The organism is Stenotrophomonas sp. YJH_SMC_16 (assembly GCF_059367875.1).
In genome coordinates, this window is the sequence record NZ_JCAFRH010000010.1 from 83217 (window position 1) to 105969 (window position 22753).

Below are 22753 nucleotides of genomic sequence, written 5' to 3' on the forward strand. Positions count from 1 at the left end.
CACGATACGCCGCCGCCGCGTGCACGGCACGTACCGGCGCAGGCCGTTGGGGATTCAGTGGGCCGCGGGCTGGCGGCTGCGACGGTACAAGGCCATCGCCAGATACAGCAGCCAGCCAACGATCACCGCGATCACCACTTTCTGTCCCAGCCCACGCGGTGGTCCACCACGCCACAGCACATGCAGCCACAGCAGCACGAAGGCCAGCCATGCCCAGCCCCAGAGCAGGCCCGCGGCGGACTGCCAACCCGGTTCGCGGCGCAGGTACCAGGCCTGCAACAGCATGCCGACGCTGGCACACAGGAACGCCGTGTTGGCTGCCAGTCCATGGATGAACGGTGCCAGCAGCGGCGTCGCTTCAGGCAGCCAGCTGTCGCCGATCGCCACCGTCGCCAGGCCCAGCGCGGAAACCGTGAACAGCAAGGGGGCGGCCGCACTGCGCCGCGGGCCGATGCTGCCGCGATACAGCGCAATGCCAAGTGCGGCAATGGCCAGCGCCAGCAGGCAGTAGGCAGCACGCAATGCAAGCCCCCACGGCCCGTGCAGGTACAGGCTCAAGGTCGCCCGCACCCAGTCCAGATCACTGCGCGCGACCTGGGTCCACAGCGCGGTGGCCACGAACAGCAGCAGCGCCACCAGTGCCAGCACCGCCGCCGGGCGCGCACGGCTCATGGTGCGGCCTCGGGATGCCGCGCCTTCCACTCGGCCAGTGCCTTGCGGTAGCGCTGCAGCTCATCGGAATACAGGTCCAGCACGCACAGCGGGCAGCCACTGCCGCAGCATTCGTTGGGACCGGGCTCTTCCGGTGGCAGCGGGCGGGGATCGGGATCAGGAACGGACACGGTCGGAAACAACAATCATTGGAAACAGGCCACCAGTGTAACGGGCCAGCTCAACCACCCAGTTGGCGACGCAGGTTGTCACGCGCGGCCGCGTCCAGGCGCTGATGGAAGAACTCACTGAGGAAAATCCGCGGTGCGCGCAGCAGGCCCTGCAGGAATCGGCGGCGGCCGGCACGGTACAGGAAGCCGGGCACCACGCCCTTGTATTCTTCGGCCACGCCACGGTCATAGGCGGCGAACGCCGGCTCCGGTGCAGCCAGGATCGCCATGTCGCAGTCCAGGAACAGCGCCGCCTCGGCATCCACATCCTCCGGACCCAGCGCGCCATGGCGGGCGGTCAGCAGGATCAACTGCTCCACGCGAGCAGCGTCGACACCGGCAAGCTCCGGCGCCTGTGCGATCGCCTGCAGGGCCAGCTGCGCCGAACGCGCCTCGTTGTCCTTGCGCCCCGCCTGGTAGATCGCGTCGTGATAGAGCACGGCCAGATAGATCTCGGCCGGCTGCTTCCAGCCGGGGCCATCGGCCACCTCCTGGCAGTGCTGCAGCACCGCGCGCACATGGCCGAAGTGGTGGTAGGCGCGTGGCGGCGTGGCATAGCTGTCCTGCAGCGCCTGCCACTGCGCCGGGGCAAGCGTCAGCGGTGAGAAGTCCATGCCCGGATCATCCCGCCTGTGCCGGCGCCGGGCAAGCTGGCGGTTTTTTCACCACGCACTCACAACGCTTGCCAGGCGAGGCCCGGAGCCAGTTGTCCACACCTTTGTCGCGCGCTGGTCCACATCGGTTGTGGATGAACGCGGCGCCGACCAACGGTCGCTGCTGCTGGACATCCATGGGAATACACTCGCCACAGGCGGGAGCGCCCGCCGCTGCCGGGAACCGTCATGTACCGTTCTGCCGCCCATTGCCTCACCCTTTCGCTGCTGGCCTTCTGTGCTCCTGCCTTCGGCGCAGGCCAGGCACCGCCCGCCGATGTGGTGACGACCCCGACCATCACCGTGTCGGCCGCACGCGTGCCGACCCCGGAAGAAGTGTTCGCCATTCCCGCGGACCTGCGTGCGATGCTCCAGAAGCAGGTGATCCAGCGCAGCTACTCCCGCGACCAGCGCCTGCAGGCGCTCGTGGAGATGATCTTCGACCAGCACGGGCTGGACCTGCAGTACGACGCCAATGCGACCTACACCGTCAGCGATATCTGGCAGCACCGCCGCGCCAACTGCCTGGCCTTCACCCTGCTGTTCGTGACGCTTGCGCGGGAGGCGGGCATCCAGGCCCGCGTGCAGGAAGTCGGGCAGGTGGTGTCCTGGTACCAGGACCAGGACGCGGGCGTGGTCTACAGCGTCGGCCACGTCAATGCCGGCGTCGATGTCGGCGGGCGTTTCGGTACCGTCGACCTGGATCGCAATGTGCTCTATGACCGCCGCGGGCCGGTTCCCGTCAGCCGTGCGCGGGCATTGGCGCATTTCTACAACAACCGGGGTGCGGAGCGCCTCGCCGACGGTGACTTCGGCGGCGCCCGTGCATTCTTCGACGCATCCGTGGCTCAGGACAGCGGGTTCGCTCCAGTGTGGAACAACCTCGGCGTGCTCGACCACCGCGAAGGCAACAACGAGGCGGCGCGGCAGGCGCTGGACCGGTCGCTGCAGCTGGACGGCCGCCAGGATGCCGCACTGACCAATGCCTCCGCGCTGTTCCGCAGCCTGGGCTTGACCGCGCAGGCGCAGTCACTTGAGCGCCGGTTGAAATCGGTGCAGCGCGAAGACCCGTTCGCGCAGTACATGTTCGGCGCCAAGGCCGAACGGGCCGGCCAGCTGGACCAGGCGATCCGCTATTACCGGCAGGCCGTGCGCCTGTATGACACCGCGCATCAGTTCCACTTCGGGCTGGCGCGGGTCTATTTCCTGGCTGGCCAGCTCAAGCGCGCCGATCGCGAACTGCTGCGTGCACAGGAACTGGGGGGCGCGCCGGAGCAGGCGCGCTACCAGGCCAAGCTGGACAGCCTGGCCCGCTGGCGCGCGCAGCAGCAGGCCAGGCGCTGAAGGTGATCAGGCCTTCTTGAGGAAGCAGGTCTTCAGGACCAGGCCCTTGATCTTGTCCGAGTTGCCTTCGATGTGCTCGGCATCATCCTCGACCAGGCGGATGTTGCGGATCACGGTGCCCTGCTTGAGCGGGATCGAAGACCCCTTCACCTTCAGGTCCTTGATCACGGTGACGGTGTCGCCGGCCTGCAGGGTATTGCCGTTGCTGTCACGCACGACCAGGGTGGACCCGGCGCTTTCCTCGGCGGTCCATTCGAAACCGCAGTCGGCGCAGATCCACAGCGCACCATCGGCGTAGGTGTTTTCCAGGGTGCACTGCGGGCAGGCGGGGGCAGAAGACATCAGCAAATACCTCAAAGTGAATCAACAGCCGCCATTGTAACCGGCTGGCTTCCCCGGCCCTTTTCCGGGCAGGCTCCGGGCTGCCCACTGGACCCGGACCAGAACAGCACGCCCGCTGGAACTTGCAGTCGGCGGCGAACTGCAGCAGAGTGCGCGGCCCCTGATCGCCCCCGGAACTCCCATGCGCCTCGGCATCGACTTCGGTACCAGCAACTCCGCCGCCGCCATCGTGCATGAGGGAAAACTGCTGCCGATCCGCTTCGGCGATGCCGAGCAGTTCCGCACCAGCGTGTATTTCCCCGGCGTGGTGCCCGATCCGGACGACTTCCAGCTCGATGACGGCCAGGAACACCAGCTGCAGCAGATGATCGACAGCGCCGCGCGCGCAGCCCGTGCCGCCGGCCAGGAACGCACGCCACAGGCACTGCGCCGCGAAGCCCTGCGCGCACTGCGCCGGGAATGGATGGAAGCCCGCGCCGGCAAGGAACGCAGCGCCAGCGACCTGCTGCAGAACGCGGTCTACGGCGATGATGCGCTGGAAGCCTATTTCGAGGAACACGAAGGCAACCTGGTGCAGAGCCCGAAGTCGATGCTGGGCTACAACCTGCACCCGCGCGCGAAGCAGACCATCACCGGCATCGCCGCACACATCCTCGAGCACATCCGCCTGACCGCCAGCGCCCAGCTCGGCCAGCCGCTGCGTGCCGCCCTGCTCGGCCGCCCGGTGCAGTTCCGCAGCTCGATCGGTGCGGCCGGCAACGACCAGGCGCTGGACATCCTGCGCGAGGCCGCCACCCAGGCCGGCTTCGACCAGATCGATTTCCTCGAGGAACCGGCCGCGGCGGCCATGCATTACCACGCCGAAAGCCGCGAGCGGCACCAGGCGGTGATCGTCGATATCGGCGGCGGCACCACCGACATCGCCCATGCCGAAGTCGGCGGCGACGACGCCCCGCGCATCCACCGCGCCTGGGGTATCGCCCGCGGCGGTACCGACATCGACCTGGCGCTGAGCCTGTCCAGCTACATGCCGCTGTTCGGCCGCGGCATCACCCGCGTGCCGGCCCACCACTACGTGGAAGCGGCCACCGTGCAGGACATGACCCGCCAGCGCGACTTCCGCCTGCACAAGTACGACCATGTCGACGCGCCCTGGGGCGACCGCCTGCAGGCCCTGCAGGACACCGGCAATACCGCCCGCCTGTACCGCGATGTGGAACGCGCAAAGATCGCCCTCAGTGCCGCCAGCGAGCACCGCAGCACGCTGGACTACATTGCCCGCGACCTGCATGCCGACAGCAGCGCCGATGGCCTGGCCGCCGCCGCCCATGGCTACCTGGAGCAGATCCGGGAACTGCTGGCCCAGGTCCGCAGCGACATCGGGGGCGACCCGGATGCGGTGTTCCTCACCGGCGGCATGTCCCGCGCCGGTTACCTGCGCCAGGCCGTGGCCGAGGCCTTCCCAGGCGCCCGCATGGTCCACGGCGAGCCCTCGCTGGGCGTGGTCCAGGGCCTGGCCTTGGCGGCAGCCAGCCAGGATTAACAAAACGTTACGCGGTCTAAGTTACTCTTGGTCGGCTAGAACTCCGCTGCACCTTCCACCGGCCACGCCGGTGTGTGTCCACGGTGCAGCCTGGCCCGCCCTGCGGGCCTAGCGGCCATGCCTTCCTGGCTCGTTCATGGTCCGCGCTGCACCTGAGCCGCCATCGAGACCCGCTTTGGGCACCCGCCAGGCCCCTGTGGCCTTACAACCTGACGCAGCACCTGCACCCATCGACTGCCGCCGTTGTGACGCAGTCTGTTGCCGGCTGCCCGTGCTGCTGCAGCCCGGCGACCACGTGCCTGGCCAGTTCCTGTCACGCGACACCCACGGCCGTGCCGTGATGGCGCGCAACGAGGAAGGCTGGTGCGCGGCGATCGATCCCTATCACCTGCGCTGCACGATCTATTCGCAGCGCCCGGCGATCTGCCGCCAGTTTTCGATGGGCGGCGATGACTGCCGCCGCGAGCGGCAGGACTACCTGCGCCAGGCCGATGCCTGGGCGCTTTCCTCCCCTTCCACCTGACAGGAGCAACCATGCCCCGCAAGGCAAAGACCCCCGCGAAGGCCAGCAACAGCATCCGCAGCGAACGCAAGGGCGCGGCCGCCAGCACCGTGGTCAGCAGCGATTCGATCGCTTCGGACCTGGCAGCGTTCCGCAAGGCCGGTGGCAAGATCGAAGTCCTCGGCACCACCTGGGCGCTGAAGAAAGCCAGCTGACCCAGCACTGACCGCGGCGGCGCTGCCGCCGCGGCCTGCCGGATCGCGCTCAGCGGTCAAGGCGTACCCGCACACTGCCCGAATGCGACTGGATGCGGATGTCACCGTCGCCGGCGCCCAGCCGCGTATCGACGTGGCTGCCCGGCCCATAGCGCGGCCGCTCCACCTGCCCGGCATCGCTGTTGATCGACCCGCTGAAGCTGTTCACCGACAGCTGTGCCGACACCGTGCGCGGCAGGCTCAGCGTGACCGAGGCACTGACCGATTCGACATTGATGCGGCCACCGGGTGCCAATCCGGCTGCTGCCAGATCGATGCTGCCCGAGACGGTCTCCACCGCCAGCCGCTGCACGCGCCCGGCGTCCACCTCGACCCGGCCGGACACCGTCTGCGCACCGATATCACCGGATACCCCGCCGCCGGCCTCGATCCGGCCACTGACCGTGTTCACGTCCAGCTTCGGCGTCTGCAGGCGTGCACTGACGCTGCCACTGACCGTGTTGAGCTTGCTGTCGCCACTGCGGCCAGCTGCGCTCAGGCTGCCGCTGACCGTGTCGGCCTGCAGCCGTCGCACATCGATGCCACTGATGTCCTGGCTGGCGCTGACCGTGCTCAGCAGCAGCTCCACCGAGCGCGGCACGTTCAGCACCAGCGTCGCGCCACCATTGTTGCTGCGGCGCGGATATTCGATCTCCCAGCGCACCCGGTTGGCGCTTTTCTCCTGGCGCAACTGCAGGCCGTCGCTGAGCGTGCCGGTGAGCTGCACGTCATTGCGGTCCCAGCCACGCACGGTCACCTTGCCGGCCACGTTGCTCAGCTCGATGCGACCGCCCGCGGCCAGGGTGTGGCGCTCGTCGATGCGGGTGTCGGCCAGTGCTACGGCAGGGGCCAGCAGCAGCGCGACACAGCAGGAAATCAGGGTTCGGGTCATGGGGGTCTCCTCAGGTCGTCAAGCCGGACTCGGCGGCATAGGCCGCCTGCCGGGTCAGTTCCAGCCGCAGCGCATAGGTGCGCTTGAGCTGGCCAAGCAGGTGCGGCGCACGCGGGTCCTGCGCCAGGGCGGCACGGATCTGCGCCGCGCTTTCATCCAGTTCGTGCAGGGCCGGCTGCCATTCCGGCGCCCGTCCATCGGGCAGCGAAGCAACGGCCTGCTGGTACTGCTCGGTCATCGCCGCCGCCTGCAGCTGCAGTGCTGAAGGTACCGGCACATCTGGCCGCGCATGGCGCCACGGCGCCACGGCGTAGACCGCCAGGCTGGCCGCCAACACCGCACCCACCGGCAACCACCAACGCCGACGCGAACGGTTCGGCAGGGCCACCACGTTGTCGCCCGGCGCAGGCGCCGCCTGCGGCTCACGCGGCGGCAGCTGGGCCGAAAGGCGTGCCCAGCCATCGGTGGGTACGTCGCGCTCGCTTGGCAGCGCGCGCAGCCGTGCCAGTAGATCGTGGTCGGAATCGTGGTCGTGTGTATTCATGTCATGTCTCCCAGCCGTGCGCGCAACAGGCCGCGCGCACGATGCAACTGTGCCTTGGAACTGCCGACGGCCATCTGCAGCTGTTCGGCGATTTCCTGGTGTTTCCAGCCTTCGATGTCGTGCAGTACCAGTACCGCACGTGCCCGTGGCGGCAGTGTCGACAGCGCCCGTTCGAGGTCGCGTTCGGTGCCGGCACAGCGGTCGTGTACCGCCAGTTCCTGCAACCCTCCGTCCACTTCGTCGAGGCTGTCATGGTCCTGCCCGGCAGCACGCCCGCGCAGTTCCATCAGCGCGGCGTTGACGCCCAGCCGGTGCAGCCAGGTCGACAGGCTGCTCTCGAAACGGAAGCCCGGCAGCGCCTTCCATGCCTGCAGGAACGCTTCCTGCAGCGCATCCTCGGCGCGTGCCTGCTGGCCGCCACACAGCCGCCACAGCACAGCGAATACCCGGGGCGCGTGGCGCCGATACAGCAGTTCATAGGCCGCGGTGTCGCCGGCGGCGGCCGCCCGCACCAGGGCGGGTTCGTCGACGGCGTCGTTGGCGGCAGGCAGCGCGGGCATGGTGGTGTCGAGCATATCGCTTGGATGCGGCAACCCGGAAAAAGGTTTAGAGCTCATCCATGATCGATGCCATGCAACCTTTTTGATGGCTGCTGCATCCATGGAAGGTCCTTCGCAAAATTGCCGTCCAGGAGTCCTGCCATGTCCAGCCCATCCTGCGCCGCCCTGCTGGTGATCACCGCCTGCGTCCTGCTGCAGGCGCTGGGCCTGTCACTGCAGCTGCGCCCCGACAACGGCCGCGCCTGCCTGCAGCAGCACCGCCAGGAGCTGGTGTGCCTGGCCTGGACCCCGGCGGTCGAATCCCCCGCACGCGCCGGGTAACATCGGGGGCCGTTTCCCCCTCCGTAGTCGCCCCATGATGTTGTCGCTGAAGGATCACCTGCCCGCCTGGACCCACCCGTGGCTGAACTACGCCGGCGTCGCCGTGCAGATCGTACTGGTGCTGCTGGTTGCGTGGCTCCTGCGCGTGCTCGCCCGTCGCCTGATCCGCCGCTTCGCCGAGCACTACACGCTGCCGCCCGAAATGGTGATGGGTGCACGCCGGATCACCAGTTTCGTGGTCTATTTCAGTGCCCTGCTTTACATCCTCAGCCTGCTCGGCGCGAAGCCGTCGGTGCTGTGGACCGCGTTTACCGGCTTCGCCGCCGTGGGCGCGGTGGCCTTCTTCGCGGCGTGGAGCGTGCTGTCCAACATCTTCTGCACGCTGTTGATCTTCACCACCCGCCCGTTCCGCCTGCACGACTACATCGAGGTGCTGGAGAACGGCGAGAAGCCGGGCCTGAAGGGCCGGGTGATCGACGTGAACCTGATCTACACCACGCTGCAGGAGACCGGCGACGGCCACGAAGGCACGGTGCTGCAGCTGCCGAACAACCTGTTCTTCCAGCGCACGGTGCGCCGCTGGCGCGACCCGGCACAGGCGCCTGGTGGCATCCAGGGCGACGGTTGAGGGTGGGGTTTTCGGCAGGGCTGCGCCCTGCACCTGCTCGGAGCAACGGCAACGGCAAAAGCATGCTATCCGTGGGATGGCGGGGTGGGTCCGGTTGAGGGGGACGCTGCAAGTACGTCCATGTAAGCTCGGTCGCCGCATCCATGCGGCTCACGCCCCCTCAACCGGACCCACCCCGCCTTCGACAGTTTTCCGCGAGCTGTCGGAACGACGCATTGCTCTGGTGGGTGTCGACCTTGGTCGACACGGTGGATCCACGCCATCCGTGGATGACTCATTCGATATCTGACAGATGTGTCGACCAAGGTCGACACCTACCAACAGCCGCGGAAATCTGTCAGAGGTGGGGCGGTGTCGGAGTGCGGGGTGTCAGCCGCATGGATGCGGCTGCCAAGCCTACAAGGACGTACTTGCGGCGTCCCCGCACTCCGACACCGCCCCGCCACCCCACGGAATGCCAGCTTTTGCTGTTGCTGCTGCCTTGGCTTGAAGGCTTCGGCGGGTGCAGGGCGCAGCCCTGCCGAACAACCTTTACCTCAATTGGCTGTCCTTGCTGCCACGCCGGTTATAGCCGGCATGCGCCTGTTCTTCGTCGTCACGCGCCTGCTGGCACGCCACGCACAGCCGGACACCGGGCACGGCCTGGCGCCGCGCCAACGGGATCGGCGCGTCGCATTCCTCACAGTGCTCCAGACCCGGGCCCTCGCGCAGCTGGCGCCGCGCGCGGGCGATCGCATCGTCGACGGTGGCGTCGATCTGGTCCTGGACCGCGCCGTCTCCCGCCCAACCGGTAGCCATGGCCATCCTCCGCAGGTGTGTCGCCTGATATGGAGACGATACACCCCGGCAAAAAGGCACGCCTTAATGTAGAGCCGAGCCACGCTCGGCTGCTCTTCAGGAAGACGAACAGAGCGCGGATGGGTTCGATCAAGCCGATTGCGACTTAGTCCCCTCCGTCCCCTTCTTGTTTACCAGACCAGGTCGTCCGGCACCTGGAACTGCGCGTAGTAGGCGTCGTCCTCGGCGTTGCCGGTGGAGATCTCGGCGGTCGAGCCCGGCTGGCCATGGTCGACAATGATCGCCTCCGGGGCGCGCTCACGCACCTTCTCGGCAGCAGCACGTGGCAGCAGGGCGTAGCCCTCGCCATTGGCGACAATGACCAGCACGCCGACCGACAGCGCCTTGCGCAGCTTGGGGTCGATCAGCAGGGTGCGGATCGCCGCGCCATCGCTGAAACGGTACTCGTCGTCGCCCTTGTGGGGCACGGCATGGGCCGTGATGATCTGCTTCGCCTGCGCCTTCTGTTCAGCCTGACGGGCCTGGGCATTGCGCTCGGCGGCCAGTGCGCGGTCGCGCTCGACCTTCTCGGCGCGGGCCCGTTCAGCCTCGCGCTGGACGTCGGCCGAGGTCGATTCGGCCTTGCCCTGCCGGGCCTTGGCCTGCGCGCTCGCGGCAGCGCTGGCCTGCGACTTCTTGGCCAGGCCGGCCTTGAGCAATTGTTCCTGCAGCGCGTTGGGCTTTGCCATGGTCGATGCGTACCGCGTGTAATCTTGGATGCTCCATTCTACCGACGCCCCGCCGCCCCTGCATGGCAGTCCTGAAGTACCTCACCGGCTATCCCGAACCCCTGGTCGCCCAGGTCAGCGACCTGCTGGCACAGGGCAAACTCGGCCCCTGGCTGCAGCAGCGCTACCCCGACCCGCACGAAGTGCGCAGCGACCGCCAGCTGTACGACTACACCCAGGACCTGAAGGACCGCTACCTGCGCAAGTCGGTGCCGCTCAACAAGGTCTGCTACGACAACACGCTGGAAGTGATCAAGCACGCGCTGGGCACCCATACCGCCATCTCCCGCGTCCACGGCGGCCGCCTCAAGGCCAGCCGCGAGATCCGCATCGCTACCGTGTTCCGCCAGGCACCGGCCGCGTTCCTGCGCATGATCGTGGTGCACGAACTGGCCCACCTGAAGGAGGCCGACCACAACAAGGCCTTCTACCAGCTGTGCCAGCACATGGAGCCGGATTACCTGCAGCTGGAGTTCGATACCCGGCTGTACCTGACCGAGCTGGCCAACCGCGGCCAGCGCTGACCGGCCGCAGCAGCTACACTGCGCGCCCCCTGCCTGACCTTTCCGCCATGGAACCGATCCGTCTCGACAAACGCCTGTCCGCTCTGCTCGGCATCCCGCGCGGCGAAGCGCGACGCTACATCGAAGGCGGCTGGGTCACGGTCAACGGCGACGTGGTGGAACAGCCGCAGCGTCCGGTCGATGACAGCGCGGTGATCGTCGTGGCCGAGCAGGCCAGCGATGAAAAGGCCGAGCGGGTCAGCATGCTGCTGCACAAGCCGGCCGGCGTTGCTGCTGAGACCCTGTGTGCGCTGGTCAGCAGTGACAGCCGCAGCGAGCTTGATGCCAGCGACATCCGTCCGCTGCAGCGACACTTCCACGGCCTGCAGCTGGCCGCCTCGCTTCCGGCCAGCGACAGCGGCCTGGTGGTGGTCAGCCAGGATCCGGCCACGCTGGCCCATCTGCAGCGCAATCTGGGCCGCACCGAACAGGAATACCTGATCGAAGTGGCCGAAGGCGGGCCCGAGCGCGGCCCGTGGCTGATGGCCCGGCTGCAGCAGGAATCGGGCGGCGCCAAGGTCAGCTGGCAGAGCGAGCAGCGCCTGCGCTTCGCGGGCAAGGGCCTGACGGCCAAGGGCCTGCGCGTGGCGGTCACCGCTGCCGGCCTGCAGGTGACGGCCGTGCGTCGGCTGCGTATTGGCCGCGTGGCACTGGGACCGCTGCCTGCGGGGCAGTGGCGTTACCTGGGCAGCGACGAACGGTTCTGACCGCGAAGTTCCTGTCATCCGCGCATGGCGTGACGTTGCCTGAAGAAGGCATCCACGCATGGCGTGGATCTACTGCCATGAATCTGTTGGCTTTCATCCACGCATGGCGTGGCTCTACCATCGGGCCATGAGCCTGCCCAAGCCCCTGTGGCGACGCCTGCTGCGCGTCGCTGCAATCATCCTCGCCGCGCTGTTGCTGCTGGTCCTGTCCGGGCTGCTGCTGGCCGACCATCTCACGCCACGGGCGCAGGGCGCACCCTCGCATGTGCTGCCACTGCAGCCGGCGCAGACCCGCATCGACCAGGAAATCGTGCCGCTGCAGGACGCACACCCCGGACAGTCCGGCGTGGCGTTCCTCAGTGATGGCATGGATGCCTTCGCCGCACGCGCGATGATCACCACGCACGCAGGCCGCAGCCTGGACCTGCAGTACTACATCTGGCACGACGACCTGATCGGCCACCTGATGGCCAAGGCGCTGTACGACGCCGCCGAGCGCGGTGTGCGCGTGCGCATCCTGCTTGACGACATGAACGCCAAGGACAAGGACGCGCTGATGATGGCGCTCGATGCGCATCCGAACATCGAGATCCGCCTGTACAACCCGTTCCGCAACCGCAGCGGCATCGCGCGCACGCTGGAACTGGTGCAGCGCGCTTTCAGCGTGAACCACCGCATGCACAACAAGAGCTGGATCGCAGACGGCCGCATCGCGATCGTCGGTGGCCGCAACATCGGCGAGGAATACTTCAGCGCACGCGACGATGTGAACTTCCAGGACCTGGATCTGGTAGTGGCCGGCCCCGCCGTGCAGCAGGCCAACCAGATCTTCGACGACTACTGGAACAGCAGCACGGCGATCCCGATTTCCGCACTGGCCTCGTACACCGCTGCGCAGTTGCAGCAGCTGGTGCGGCAGTCGGACCTGGATGCCATGCATGCCAAGGCACAGCCCTACCTGCAGCGCGTGGCCGAATCACGCGCACTGCAGCGGCCCAGCCCGGAACCGCTGCACTGGAGCGCCAACGTGCGCATCGCTTCCGATCCGCCGATGAAGCACCGCGATGACGATCGCCGCGGCTGGTTGGTCAGCCGTCTCAGCGACGAGTTGCGCAGCACGCGGCACAGTGCGCTGCTGATCTCTCCCTACTTCGTGCCCGGCAACGATGGGGTCGAGGCGCTGTCGGCGCTGGCCGCGCGCGGCGCGCAGGTCGGCGTGGTCACCAATTCGCTCGCCGCCAACGACGTGGCGGCGGTACACGGCGGCTACATGGGCTACCGCGTGCCGCTGCTGAAGGCCGGCGTGCAGCTGTACGAACTGAAGGCACACGGCCAGCTGGATGCCAGCCTGTTCGGCAGCAGCGGGGCCAGCCTGCACACCAAGGCATTCGTGGTCGATGACCGTCGCGGTTTCGTCGGTTCGTTCAACCTCGACCCGCGTTCGGCCTACCTCAATACCGAAATGGGCGTGCTGTTCGACGACCCGGTGCTGGGTGCGCAATTGCGCGACGAGTACCTGCGCCTTGCCGGCCCGGAGCACAGCTGGTGGCTGGCGCTGGGTCGCGATGATGACCTGCGCTGGCTGGAGCGGCAGCCCCCGCCGCACTGGGTGGAGGCCGAACCCGGGGCCAGCCTGGGCAAGCGCTGGACCGCGCGGGTGATCAGCTGGCTGCCGGTGGAATCGCAGCTGTAGCACTCAGGGCGCAGGATCCGCTTCTTCCTGTCCAGCGTCATCGCGTGTTTCCACACTGCGCCCGTGCAGGCGCCGCCAGATCCAGCGCAGGGCATGCGGCGGCGCCGAAGGCAACTGTTCGAGCAGGGCCAGCATGCGGCTCTGGCTGGCATGTCCATGCCGGCACAGCAGGCTGGCCGCTGCGGCCGCACTGGCCAGGCGCAGGCTGTCAGCCAGCGGGCCATCCGCCTCGGGCGCCAGTGCCTGGTGCACCGGCTCGGGCAGCTCCCAGGCCGCAGCCACGCGTTGCGCCAACGGCAGCGACCACTGCTGGAGCAGCTGCAGCGCCAGCGCCGGCTCCACCGTCTCATCGCGTGCCTGCGCTTCCTGCAGCAGCTGGCGCATCACCAGTGCGGCCCCCAGCCCCTGTACCAGGCCCAGCCACTGCGCGGCGAAGGCATCGCCGAAGGTGACCGTGCGCGCATGGTCAGCGGCTGCGCGCGAAGCCAGCAGTGCGTGCTCCCAGATGATCGTGCTGAACTGCGGAAACACCTCGCACTGCACCTGCATCACCGGCTGCACCAGCACCGCGCTGATGATCTGTCGCACGCCTTCGGTACCGACCAGCGTCACCGCCCGCTGCAGGCTTTCCACTGGGCGCTCGTGCACCTTGTAGGCCGGGCTGTTGGCGATGCGCAGCAGGTTGCCGGTCAGCACCGGGTCCTGGCCGATGATCGCCGCCATCACCCGCGCCGATGCCGCATCGTCGTTGACCGTCTGGATCAGCTGCGGCAGCAGCTGCGGGCGGCGCGGCAACTGACGGGCCGCCCAGTCCCGGTCCTGCAGCGCGCGCGCCACCGCCTCGCCCAGCCCCGCGGCCTGCACCGGCGTGGATTCACCGGCCAGACGCGGGTACAGGGCCAGCGCATGCAGGCCGCGCTGCAGATGTGCAGCGATCTCGGCCGAAGGCAGCGCCTCACCCTGCAGGCTGGCCGCAGCCGCCGCCACCGCCTGCCGCGACACCGCCGCCAACCGGGACGGCGCGGCCCCGGTCGAGCGCGCCAGCCAGCCGCGCAGCGATCGCCACCAGGCCGGCGTCATCGCCGCCCGCCCTGTCGTTGTGGTGTCCTTGCCGTCACTGACCGCCCTGCCTCTTCACGCGAATCCGGCCACCCGCCGTCGTCGCAGCATCGGCCGCACTTTCATCTTCTTTAACCGGAAGGCCGCCGATGTCGACGGCACCGGCCGGGGGAATGGACTAGAATGGCGCCGCGCGACCCGTCCCCCTGCACCGACGACGTCGCTTTTTTTGTTTTGGGACCCTACCGTTCACTGGCCGTTCGCTGCAGTTCGCCGCTGATCGCGCCATCGGAGACGCCATGCTATTCGAAACCCTCGCCACCACCGGCCACGAACAGGTGGTGTTCTGCCACAACCACGACGCTGGCCTGAAGGCGATCATCGCCATCCACAACACCACCCTTGGCCCGGCCCTGGGCGGCGTGCGCATGCGCCCCTACGCCAGCACCGACGAGGCGCTGGCCGATGCGCTGCGGCTGAGCCGGACGATGACCTACAAGAATGCACTGGCCGGCCTCAACGTAGGTGGCGGCAAGGCGGTGATCATCGGCGACCCCAAAGTGGACAAGACCGAGGTGCTGTTCCGTGCCTTCGGCCGCTATGTCGATTCCCTGGGCGGGCGCTACATCACTGCCGAGGACGTCGGCACCGACGTCAACGACATGGAGAACATCTACCTGGAAAGCCAGTTCGTGACCGGCGTGCACCAGGTCCATGGTGGCTCCGGCGATCCCGCCCCGTTCACCGCCTACGGTGCGCTGCAGGCACTGATGGCATCGATGCGCTTCAAGTTCGGCCATGAGGAAGTGGGCAAGACCAGCATCGCAGTGCAGGGCCTGGGCCACATCGGCATGGAACTGGTGAAGCTGCTGCGCGACCGCGGCGCCAAGCTCTACGTCACCGACCTGGACAGCGCGCTGGTTGATCGCGCGGTCAGCGATTTCGGCGCGGAAGCAGTCAAGCCGGACGAGATCCACGAGGTGAACGCCGACGTGTTCGCACCGTGCGCGCTGGAAGGCGCGATCAACGCCGACACCCTGCCGCGGATCAAGGCGAAGATCATCTGCGGCACCGCCAACAACCAGCTGTCGAGCCTGGAGATCGGCGACGAGCTGCATGCGCGCGGCATCCTGTATGCACCGGACTATGCGGTCAATGCCGGTGGCGTGATGAACGTGTCGCTGGAGATCGACGGTTACAACCGCGAACGCGCGATGCGCCTGATCCGCAGCATCTACCACAACCTCACCCGCATCTTCGAACTGTCGCAGCGCGAGAACATCGCGCCGCAGCGTGCCGCCGACCGCATCGCCGAGAGCCGCATCCTGTCGATCGGCAAGCTGAAGATGCCGCTGGGCCGCAGCACCCCGCGCCTGGGCAACCTGCGCGGCGGCTGAGCCAGCCGACGTCGCGCCGGGCATGACCCGGCGCGACCTGTCCTTCAGAAGCCGGTGCTGTAGCGCAAGGCTGCCTGCCGCGCACCTTCGCCACCGACGCGCTGGTCGAAGCCCAGGCTCAGGCGGCCATTGCGGCCCCACCACGATTCCAGCGCCACGCCGATCAGCGCACTGCCGCGCGGTGCGTTCCAGCCCGCCAGCGGTGCCCAGGCATCGACGCCGACGAAACTGGCCTGCCAGTCCGCATCCGCGCCATCAATCCGTTGCTGCCATTCGGCATGCCCACGCAGCGTCCAACGCCCCCAGCCACGCTCGCCGCGGATACCGGCCAGCATCTGGCTGCGCTGCACGCGATTGGCATCACCCCGCAGGCCGAAACCGAAGCCGCCGAGCTCATTGAAGGCGTCGGTATCCACGCGCGTGGTGCTGGCGCCGACGTAGGGCGTCAATGATGCGCCTGCACGCCCCAGCCGGTACCCGCCCTCCACGCTGGCACTGCTGAAACGGCCACCATACCGCGCAGAGACACCATAGGCGCCCGCACCGAGCAGCAGCTGACGATCCAGCGCGCGGGTGAACTGGCCGCTTCCGACCTGGGCCAGCGCGTAGCCACGCCCCAGATTCCAGCCCGCGTACAGCTGCGCCTGCGCCTGGCGATCACGCCCACGATCGCCGCCGAAACTGCTGCCACCATTACTTCGGGTCTCGCCAAACGCCACGCCCATCAGGCCGTTGCTGCCCAGTGGCAGATCCTGGCCGGCCATCCAGCCCCGGCTGTCGGCGGCGTTGCCGGCGAAGCTGCCCTGCCCCGCCTCACCCAGCGCGCTCTGCCAGCTACCGCGCAGGCGCGGTGCGGCCTGTACACGATCGAAGCGCTCGGCGATCGCACGCCGCGACATGTCGATGCTGTCGAAGGTCGCCGCTTCGGCACGGGCGTGCGCTTGACCGGACAGGCTCTGCAGGCTGGCGGCCAGGCCCTGCGGGCCACCGCCGGTCCACTGCAGGGCGCCGGCCGCTGCACCAAAGGCCGATCCCTGCAGCCCTGCGTTTTTGTCGAGTGCTGCGAATGCACCTTCCAGGCGCTGTGCTGCCGCCTGGGCGGACGCCCCCAGGCCGCTGGCCGCTGCGGTGACGCTGACCTGGGTCAGGTTCAACCAGGCGTTGTTGCTGTCGTAGCCGTAACTGCTCTGCAGCAACGACAGCCCCTGCAGGCCACTGGAGGTAGCCGGCGTACTGAAGGTGCCACTGAGTCCGCCTGCCGCGTGGATCAGGTCCTGGCGGCTGCCGTTCTGTGGCACGTAGCCGGAAACGAAGCCATGCACGCGCACGCCACCGTCGATCGCGGCATTGCCGGTGACCTGCAGCGCATTGGCGCCCAGTGCGATCATCAGCTGTGCACCGGCCTGCTGGGTGTAGTTGCCCTCGATCGTGCCGGTGGTGTTGCCGGTGGTGAGGAACACGCTGCTGCCGTTGACCACATTGCCGATCACGCGGGGCGTGCCGCCATTGAACTGCAGGCCGGTCGAATCCGGATCGGACTGGCCGAGAATGGTCACATTGGAACGGACCACACCACCGTTCTGCAGCGACAGGATGCCGCGTTCGATGCGGGTGGCGCCGGTGTAACTGTTGTTGCCGGCCAGCACCAGGGTGCCCCCGCCCTGCTTGACCAGGCCGCCGCTGCCGACGATATCGTTGCGCCACGCCGAGCCGGTCGAAGCAAGATCCACGTTGGCGACCACATCCCCCCAGTCGAAACGGCCCGGACCGTTGATCGCACGGCCGATGTCGAGCAGGCCGTAGCCGAACACCGGATCCACGCCCGGCGCGCCGATGTCCTTGGCGGTGCCCAGCAGGGTCTGCCGCACCAGATCGTTGCTGAAGTACGGGAAGCGCTCCCAGACCAGCGCCGCCGCGCCGGAAATCAAGGGCGCCGCAAATGACGTGCCGTAGTTCCAGTAGTAGCTGCCACCATTGGCATCGGGATAGACCGCGCTGCCTGGCGCCGCAAGGCAGTACCGGGCTGCCTGGCCGCAGGCATTGGCATAGCTGGCCAGCGTACCGGGCGCATACGGATCCACGGCGGTGGCCACCAGCCAGCCGCGCTCCAGATCGGCGGCCGGCAGCGTGCCGGCCACGCCCTGCTGGCTGGGCAGCGCGGCCAGGCTGCTCGGTTCGCTGCGGCCATCATTGCCCGCGGCAAACACCACCAGCCCGCCGTGGTTGATCACGAAGGGACGATATTCGGCGGCCACCTGCGCGGTGGTCGGCAGGTCGGTCCAGTACAGGCCGCCCCACGAGTTGTTCATCACCTTCACGTTGTAGCTGATCAGGTCCTGGTGGACCTGGGCCACACCCAGCGGTCCGCTGAATGCATTGCCACGTCCGCTGCCGTCGTCGGTCGGCGGTTTGTCGGCAATGATCCGTGCCGACACGATCTGCGCCTTTGGCGCGATGCCGCCCGGCCAGGAGCCCGTTGCCGCGCCGGCGGCGAGGCTGGCCACGGCGGTGCCGTGGCCGACCACATCATCGACACCCAGATTGTTTCTGGCCGGATCGATGTAGTTGAGGTTGGCCAGCACCCGGCCATTCAATGCCACCGCATTGCGCTGCACGCCGGAGTCGACGATGCCGATGCGCACGTTCTGACCGGTCAGGCCGGCAGCCTGTGCGGCGCGCGCATTGGTGACTGACAGATGCGCGTCGAAAGCCGGCTCCTGTGGTTTGACCGGGGGCGGCGTCGTCGGTGGCGGGGTAGTCGGTGGCGGCGGTGGTGGCGGTGTCTCAATGCGCACGTTGCCGCCCCCGCCACCTCCACCACAGGCCGTCAGCGCCAGTGCCAGCGCGGTTGCCAGGGCAGATCTCACCGTCGTCGTGCGTTTCATCGATTCCTTCCCATGAACGTTGGCCCGCCCTTGTGCCGGCAGGCATGCGGCGCCGTCCAACGGCGGCCCTCCCCGACCCTCTATACTTGGGCCGACCCCCACGCAGTCTGCCGGGAAACCGGGGCGCTTCCAACGGCCCACGGTCTCCTTTCCGAACATTGCTTACGCATCAACGAGATTGCCATGTCCAACATCGTCATCGCCGCCGCCAAGCGCACCGCCATCGGCTCCTTCCTCGGCCAGTTCAACGGCGTGCCGACCCCGACCCTCGGCGCGGCCGCCATCGCCGCCGCCCTGGAACAGTCGGGCATCCCGGCCAGCGACGTTTCCGAAGTCCTCATGGGCTGCGTGCTGCCGGCCAATCTGGGCCAGGCGCCGGCCCGCCAGGCGGCGATCGCTGCCGGCATCCCGCTGTCAACCGGTGCCACCACGCTGAACAAGGTGTGCGGCTCGGGCATGAAGACCATCATGCTCGGCCATGACCTGATCAAGGCCGGTTCGGCCAGCATCGTGGTCGCCGGCGGCATGGAATCGATGTCCAACGCGCCGCACATGCTGCCCAACTCGCGCACCGGCAACCGCTTCGGCAACTTCCAGGCGGTCGATCACATGGCCCACGATGGCCTGGTCAACGCATACGACGGCAAGGCGATGGGTGAATTCGCCGAATGCGCCGTGGACAAGTACCAGTTCAGCCGCGAAGAGCAGGACGCCTACGCCATCGAATCGGTCAAGCGCGCGCAGGCGGCCCAGGCCAACGGTGCGTTCGCCGATGAAATCGTCGCGGTGAAGGTCGCCACCCGCAAGGGCGAGGTCGAGGTCACCACCGACGAGCAGCCCGGCCGCTCGGACATCGCCAAGATCCCGACCCTGCGTCCGGCTTTCAAGAAGGACGGCAGCGTCACCGCCGCCAGTTCCTCCAGCATCTCCGACGGCGCCGCCGCTGTGGTCCTGCTGACCGAGGAAGACGCAGCCGCGCGTGGCATCACCCCGCTGGCCCGCATCGTCGGCCACGCCACCCACTCGCGGGAACCGGAGTGGTTCACCACCGCCCCGATCGGCGCGCTGCACAAGCTGCTGGACAAGACCGGCTGGTCGCTGGACCAGGTCGATCTGTTTGAAATCAACGAAGCCTTTGCCGTGGTGGCGATGGCGCCGATGCGCGAACTGGGCATCCCGCATGACAAGCTCAACGTGAATGGCGGTGCCTGCGCACTGGGCCATCCGATCGGCGCCTCCGGTGCACGCCTGGTGGTGACCTTGGTCAACGCCCTGCGCACGCGCGGTGGCAAGCGCGGCATTGCCACCCTGTGCATCGGCGGTGGCGAAGCAACGGCTATCGCCATCGAATTGATTTAAATGGATTTAACGATGATTTCGCAAAAATGAATGCGGGATCGCTTGACACCCAATCTTGGCTTGTCATCATGTTGTCGGCGCGCAGCATGCGCGTTGCCTAATTCTAACGACGAGGATTCACACAATGAGCATCAACAAGCTGCTGGTCGCGATGTCCCTGGCTCTGGCCCTGGCCGCCTGCTCGAAGCAGGAAGCTGCCCAGGACGCCGCTGCTTCGGCCAACGAAGCCGCCACCGAAGCCCAGGCTGCTGCCGACCAGGCCGCCGCTGCTGGCGCCCAGACCGCCGACGCTGCCCAGCAGGCCGCTGACACCGCCGCCACCGCTGCTGACGCTTCGGTTGACGCTGCTGCCCAGGCTGGCGCTGCTGCCACCGACGCCGCTGCCGGCGCCGCTGCTGACGCTGCCAAGGCTGCTGAAGGCACCGCTGAGAAGGCCAAGGACGCTGCTGAAGAAGCCAAGAAGTAATAACTTCTTTCTTCACGCTGTTCTGGAAAAGCCGCTGGTTCGCCAGCGGCTTTTTCTTTTGTCGAAATGCGCGCGACGGAGCCGCTGCATCGCGACCCCGTCTTCACAACGGCATGAATAGGCTGGCGTCCCCATCCATTGCAGTACCGGAGACCGCCATGAAGATTCGTCCGATCACCACCACCCTGCTGGCCGCCTCCCTGCTGCTGGCCCTGGCCGCCTGCAAGGGCCCGGAAGCCGAACAGGCCAAGCAGGACGCACAGCAGGCTGCCGACAGCGCAGGCGCTGCCGCCCGTGACGCCGTGGACAAGGCCGCCGAAGCCACCCGCAACGCCGCCGACAAGACCGCTGCCGCGTCCGAGCAGGCCGCCGCCGATACCCAGCAGGCGCTGGACAAGGCTGCAGACGCCACCGCGAACGCGGCCGACAAGGCCAAGGACGCCGCAACCGACGCCGCCGCACACGCCAGCGACGCGACCGCCAACGCCGCGCAGAAGGTTGCCGACAAGGCACGTGATGTCGCCAATGACGCCAAGGCCAACGCCGCCAAGGAAGAAGCCAAGCACTGAGGTGTATCGGCAGCCGAGCATCGGCTCGGCGCTACAGGAAAAGCCGCGGCACTGCCGCGGCTTTTCTGCTTTTCGCTCTCCGCTCTTTCTGTTGATTCCGTGGTGGACGGCACGGAAACCGTCCAAGGCCGCGCGGGTAGGTTGCGCAGGGGCGTAAGCGCCATGGATGGCGCGCCCGAGCCTACAAGGACGTATTCACGGCGCCCCCAGCGCAACCTACCCGCGCGGCCCATCCATCAGTATCAGCGCCCACCACGAGGGGCACCGCCGTTGGCTATTCCCTACGGCAGCGCGCGCGCCAGCATCGCCGTCAGCTCCAGCCCCGCCGGCAGCGTCCCAAACGCCAGCCCATGCTCCCCTTCCAGCCGGCTGCGCACGAACGCCTCCGTCATCGGACTGCGCGCACGCAGCAGCAGCGCCGCCTGCAGCAGCAGCGCAGTGCGCTCGCAGAACAGCCGCGCCTGCGCTTCCTCCGGCGGCGGCGCCGCTGCCCAACGCTGCAATGCCGCTGCATAGCGCGCATCGCGATCAGCCACCGACGCCAGCTCACCGCGCAACGCCGCCATCGCCTCCGGCTCACGCGCCAGCGCGCGCAGCACATCCAGGCACTGGATGTTGCCGCTGCCCTCCCAGATCGAATTCAACGGTGCCTGCCGGTACAGGCGCGGCAGCATCGACTCCTCCACGTAGCCGGCACCGCCCAGGCATTCCTGCGCTTCATTGACGAAAGCCGGTGCGCGCTTGCACAGCCAGTACTTGCCCAGTGCCGTCCCCAACCGCGCCATCGCCGCTTCATTGGCATCCACACCGGCACGATCCACCGCGCGTGCGATGCGCATCGCCAACACCGTGGCCGCTTCCGACTCCAGCGCCAGATCAGCCAGCACGTTGGTCATCAACGGGTGCTCGACCAGCAGCTTGCCGAAGGTGCGTCGATGGCGTGCGTGGTGCAGCGCCTGCGCCAGCGCCATGCGCATCTCTGCCGCCGCACCCAGCATGCAGTCCAGGCGGGTCATCATCACCATGCCGATGATGGTGGCCACGCCGCGCCCCTCTTCGCCCACGCGCCATGCCTGTGCGCCGCAGAACTCGACCTCGCTGGAGGCGTTGGCCCAGTCGCCAAGCTTGTCCTTCAGCCGCATCAACCGGAACGCATTGCGGTCACCATCGGCCAGCCGGCGCGGCATCAGCAGGCAGGTCAGTCCTCCCGGCGCCTGCGCCAGCACCAGGAAGCCATCGCACATCGGCGCGGAAAAGAACCACTTGTGGCCGACCAGGCGATAACGCTCGCCATCGATCGGTTCGGCGCGCGTGCTGTTGGCACGGACATCCGAGCCGCCCTGCTTCTCGGTCATGCCCATGCCCAGGGTGATGCCGGCCTTGTCCGCCACCGGCACGTCGCGCGGGTCATAGACCGGTGCAGCGGCCTTGCGCGCCCACTCGGCCAGATGCGGCTGCGAATGCAGCACCGCCACCGCCGCATGGGTCATGGTCAACGGGCAGCTGGTGCCCGCCTCGGCCTGGTGATGCAGGTAGCTCAACACCGCACGTGCCACGTGTGCGCCAGGCTGCGGCTCATGCCAGGACAATCCTGCGACGCCGTGCGATTTGGCCGCGTCCATCAACCGGTGATAGGCCGGATGGAACTCCACCGTGTCGATGCGATGGCCCTGTGCATCATGCGTGCGTAGCCGCGGACGATCACGGTTGGCATCGAAGCCGAGCCGGTACAGTTCATCACCGGCGAGTGCACCATAGACACCCAGCCGCGGCGCGAAGCTGGCGGCGCCTTCGCGCTGCACGGCTTCCATCAGCGCCACGTCGTCGGTCCACAATTGTCGCCCTGCGAACGGCGGCGGCTGGTTCAGCACCACATGGGTTTCATACGGCGCGTTGCTGCTGAAGCTGGGTCCACTCATCCGGTCCATCCTGGCGGCAAGAGGTCTGCGGCCCGATTGTGCCGCATCGCCTGCCAAGCCCGTGTTCAGGCCGGTTCTCACCCTCTGCACGAGACGCAGGCCACAGT

At 67.8% G+C, this 22753-nt stretch carries 25 protein-coding genes; 13 read left to right on the forward strand and 12 right to left on the reverse strand.

The window, feature by feature from the left end; all coding sequences use genetic code 11:
• Nucleotides 1-54 precede the first annotated feature (54 nt).
• The 3 genes from AC5P6E_RS18540 to AC5P6E_RS18550 are packed head-to-tail and all read right to left on the reverse strand — an operon-like array spanning nucleotide 55 to nucleotide 1495.
• Nucleotides 55-672 carry a DUF998 domain-containing protein gene (locus AC5P6E_RS18540; protein WP_057504193.1) on the reverse strand — a complete coding sequence of 206 codons (618 nt, stop codon included), beginning with the start codon at nucleotides 670-672 and terminating at the stop codon, nucleotides 55-57.
• Nucleotides 669-842 (reverse strand): oxidoreductase-like domain-containing protein, encoded by a 174-nt coding sequence (locus AC5P6E_RS18545; RefSeq protein ID WP_049411906.1) that lies wholly within the window; start codon nucleotides 840-842, stop codon nucleotides 669-671. Before AC5P6E_RS18545 ends, AC5P6E_RS18540 begins: the two co-directional genes overlap by 4 nt.
• Before the next feature lie 50 nt (nucleotides 843-892).
• Nucleotides 893-1495, reverse strand: coding sequence for a hypothetical protein (locus tag AC5P6E_RS18550; RefSeq protein WP_049411846.1), 603 nt, complete (start codon nucleotides 1493-1495; stop codon nucleotides 893-895).
• Nucleotides 1496-1723: 228 nt separating this feature from the next.
• Between AC5P6E_RS18550 and AC5P6E_RS18555 the strand changes: the two genes are divergently transcribed.
• Nucleotides 1724-2878, forward strand: a complete 1155-nt coding sequence (locus tag AC5P6E_RS18555; protein WP_019662133.1) for a transglutaminase domain-containing protein — start codon at nucleotides 1724-1726, stop codon at nucleotides 2876-2878.
• A gap of 6 nt (nucleotides 2879-2884) precedes the next feature.
• Here AC5P6E_RS18555 and AC5P6E_RS18560 read toward each other — a convergent pair whose 3' ends face one another.
• Entirely contained in the window at nucleotides 2885-3220 is a 336-nt protein-coding gene (locus AC5P6E_RS18560) for a zinc ribbon domain-containing protein YjdM (RefSeq protein ID WP_010482882.1), read from the reverse strand.
• Nucleotides 3221-3401: 181 nt separating this feature from the next.
• Here AC5P6E_RS18560 and AC5P6E_RS18565 point away from each other — a divergent pair, with 181 nt between their 5' ends.
• The 3 genes from AC5P6E_RS18565 (at nucleotide 3402) to AC5P6E_RS18575 (ending at nucleotide 5480) form a co-directional block, all read left to right on the forward strand.
• Complete coding sequence (locus AC5P6E_RS18565) at nucleotides 3402-4763, forward strand: Hsp70 family protein (protein WP_241873191.1); 1362 nt, start codon at nucleotides 3402-3404, stop codon at nucleotides 4761-4763.
• Nucleotides 4764-4992: 229 nt separating this feature from the next.
• Entirely contained in the window at nucleotides 4993-5286 is a 294-nt protein-coding gene (locus AC5P6E_RS18570; protein WP_053462562.1) for a YkgJ family cysteine cluster protein, read from the forward strand.
• Between the two features lie 11 nt (nucleotides 5287-5297).
• Nucleotides 5298-5480 carry a hypothetical protein gene (locus AC5P6E_RS18575; RefSeq protein ID WP_005410566.1) on the forward strand — a complete coding sequence of 61 codons (183 nt, stop codon included), beginning with the start codon at nucleotides 5298-5300 and terminating at the stop codon, nucleotides 5478-5480.
• A 49-nt stretch (nucleotides 5481-5529) separates the two neighbouring features.
• Here AC5P6E_RS18575 and AC5P6E_RS18580 read toward each other — a convergent pair whose 3' ends face one another.
• From AC5P6E_RS18580 to AC5P6E_RS18590, 3 genes are read right to left on the reverse strand one after another with little or no spacing between them, the layout of a single operon-like run.
• A complete protein-coding gene (locus tag AC5P6E_RS18580) occupies nucleotides 5530-6411 on the reverse strand; it encodes a DUF4097 family beta strand repeat-containing protein (protein ID WP_312719038.1) in 882 nt (293 codons plus the stop codon).
• Nucleotides 6412-6421: 10 nt separating this feature from the next.
• The gene (locus AC5P6E_RS18585) at nucleotides 6422-6955 is read right to left on the reverse strand and encodes a hypothetical protein (protein ID WP_312719036.1); all 534 of its coding nucleotides are present in this window, start codon (nucleotides 6953-6955) and stop codon (nucleotides 6422-6424) included.
• A complete protein-coding gene (locus AC5P6E_RS18590; RefSeq protein ID WP_019337006.1) occupies nucleotides 6952-7530 on the reverse strand; it encodes an RNA polymerase sigma factor in 579 nt (192 codons plus the stop codon). Before AC5P6E_RS18590 ends, AC5P6E_RS18585 begins: the two co-directional genes overlap by 4 nt.
• A 126-nt stretch (nucleotides 7531-7656) precedes the next feature.
• Between AC5P6E_RS18590 and AC5P6E_RS18595 the strand changes: the two genes are divergently transcribed.
• Both AC5P6E_RS18595 and AC5P6E_RS18600 read left to right on the forward strand, forming a co-directional pair.
• Nucleotides 7657-7836, forward strand: coding sequence for a hypothetical protein (locus AC5P6E_RS18595; RefSeq protein WP_043402757.1), 180 nt, complete (start codon nucleotides 7657-7659; stop codon nucleotides 7834-7836).
• Between the two features lie 34 nt (nucleotides 7837-7870).
• Nucleotides 7871-8464 carry a mechanosensitive ion channel family protein gene (locus AC5P6E_RS18600; RefSeq protein WP_010482867.1) on the forward strand — a complete coding sequence of 198 codons (594 nt, stop codon included), beginning with the start codon at nucleotides 7871-7873 and terminating at the stop codon, nucleotides 8462-8464.
• Nucleotides 8465-8995: 531 nt separating this feature from the next.
• Here AC5P6E_RS18600 and AC5P6E_RS18605 read toward each other — a convergent pair.
• Together AC5P6E_RS18605 and AC5P6E_RS18610 are read right to left on the reverse strand one after the other, a co-directional pair.
• Nucleotides 8996-9262, reverse strand: coding sequence for a DksA/TraR family C4-type zinc finger protein (locus AC5P6E_RS18605; RefSeq protein WP_019662141.1), 267 nt, complete (start codon nucleotides 9260-9262; stop codon nucleotides 8996-8998).
• A gap of 170 nt (nucleotides 9263-9432) precedes the next feature.
• Nucleotides 9433-9990, reverse strand: coding sequence for a DUF2058 domain-containing protein (locus tag AC5P6E_RS18610; protein WP_019338831.1), 558 nt, complete (start codon nucleotides 9988-9990; stop codon nucleotides 9433-9435).
• A gap of 62 nt (nucleotides 9991-10052) precedes the next feature.
• Here AC5P6E_RS18610 and AC5P6E_RS18615 point away from each other — a divergent pair, with 62 nt between their 5' ends.
• The 3 genes from AC5P6E_RS18615 to AC5P6E_RS18625 all read left to right on the forward strand — a co-directional run bounded on the left by AC5P6E_RS18615 (nucleotide 10053) and on the right by AC5P6E_RS18625 (nucleotide 12992).
• Nucleotides 10053-10553, forward strand: coding sequence for a M48 metallopeptidase family protein (locus AC5P6E_RS18615; RefSeq protein WP_010482861.1), 501 nt, complete (start codon nucleotides 10053-10055; stop codon nucleotides 10551-10553).
• Between the two features lie 47 nt (nucleotides 10554-10600).
• Complete coding sequence (locus AC5P6E_RS18620; RefSeq protein ID WP_010482859.1) at nucleotides 10601-11299, forward strand: RNA pseudouridine synthase; 699 nt, start codon at nucleotides 10601-10603, stop codon at nucleotides 11297-11299.
• 103 nt (nucleotides 11300-11402) lie between these two features.
• A complete protein-coding gene (locus AC5P6E_RS18625) occupies nucleotides 11403-12992 on the forward strand; it encodes a phospholipase D family protein (RefSeq protein WP_312662909.1) in 1590 nt (529 codons plus the stop codon).
• Between the two features lie 3 nt (nucleotides 12993-12995).
• Here the strand turns inward: AC5P6E_RS18625 and AC5P6E_RS18630 are convergent, their stop codons facing one another.
• Entirely contained in the window at nucleotides 12996-14072 is a 1077-nt protein-coding gene (locus AC5P6E_RS18630; RefSeq protein WP_049436439.1) for an HDOD domain-containing protein, read from the reverse strand.
• 278 nt (nucleotides 14073-14350) lie between these two features.
• Here AC5P6E_RS18630 and AC5P6E_RS18635 point away from each other — a divergent pair, with 278 nt between their 5' ends.
• Nucleotides 14351-15448: a Glu/Leu/Phe/Val dehydrogenase dimerization domain-containing protein gene (locus tag AC5P6E_RS18635; protein WP_010482852.1), complete on the forward strand. Its 1098-nt coding sequence runs from the start codon at nucleotides 14351-14353 to the stop codon at nucleotides 15446-15448.
• A 44-nt stretch (nucleotides 15449-15492) separates the two neighbouring features.
• On the opposite strand, the gene AC5P6E_RS18640 is transcribed toward AC5P6E_RS18635, so the two are convergent.
• Entirely contained in the window at nucleotides 15493-18333 is a 2841-nt protein-coding gene (locus AC5P6E_RS18640; protein WP_495231198.1) for a S8 family serine peptidase, read from the reverse strand.
• Nucleotides 18334-18516: 183 nt separating this feature from the next.
• On the opposite strand from AC5P6E_RS18640, the gene AC5P6E_RS18645 reads away from it, so the two are divergent.
• The 3 genes from AC5P6E_RS18645 (at nucleotide 18517) to AC5P6E_RS18655 (ending at nucleotide 20727) form a co-directional block, all read left to right on the forward strand.
• Nucleotides 18517-19692 carry a thiolase family protein gene (locus tag AC5P6E_RS18645; protein WP_495231200.1) on the forward strand — a complete coding sequence of 392 codons (1176 nt, stop codon included), beginning with the start codon at nucleotides 18517-18519 and terminating at the stop codon, nucleotides 19690-19692.
• 124 nt (nucleotides 19693-19816) lie between these two features.
• The gene (locus AC5P6E_RS18650; RefSeq protein WP_004153024.1) at nucleotides 19817-20158 is read left to right on the forward strand and encodes a hypothetical protein; all 342 of its coding nucleotides are present in this window, start codon (nucleotides 19817-19819) and stop codon (nucleotides 20156-20158) included.
• A 158-nt stretch (nucleotides 20159-20316) separates the two neighbouring features.
• The gene (locus tag AC5P6E_RS18655) at nucleotides 20317-20727 is read left to right on the forward strand and encodes a hypothetical protein (RefSeq protein ID WP_010482846.1); all 411 of its coding nucleotides are present in this window, start codon (nucleotides 20317-20319) and stop codon (nucleotides 20725-20727) included.
• Nucleotides 20728-21008: 281 nt separating this feature from the next.
• Here AC5P6E_RS18655 and AC5P6E_RS18660 read toward each other — a convergent pair whose 3' ends face one another.
• Nucleotides 21009-22646 (reverse strand): acyl-CoA dehydrogenase family protein, encoded by a 1638-nt coding sequence (locus AC5P6E_RS18660; RefSeq protein WP_495231202.1) that lies wholly within the window; start codon nucleotides 22644-22646, stop codon nucleotides 21009-21011.
• Nucleotides 22647-22753: the final 107 nt, after the last annotated feature.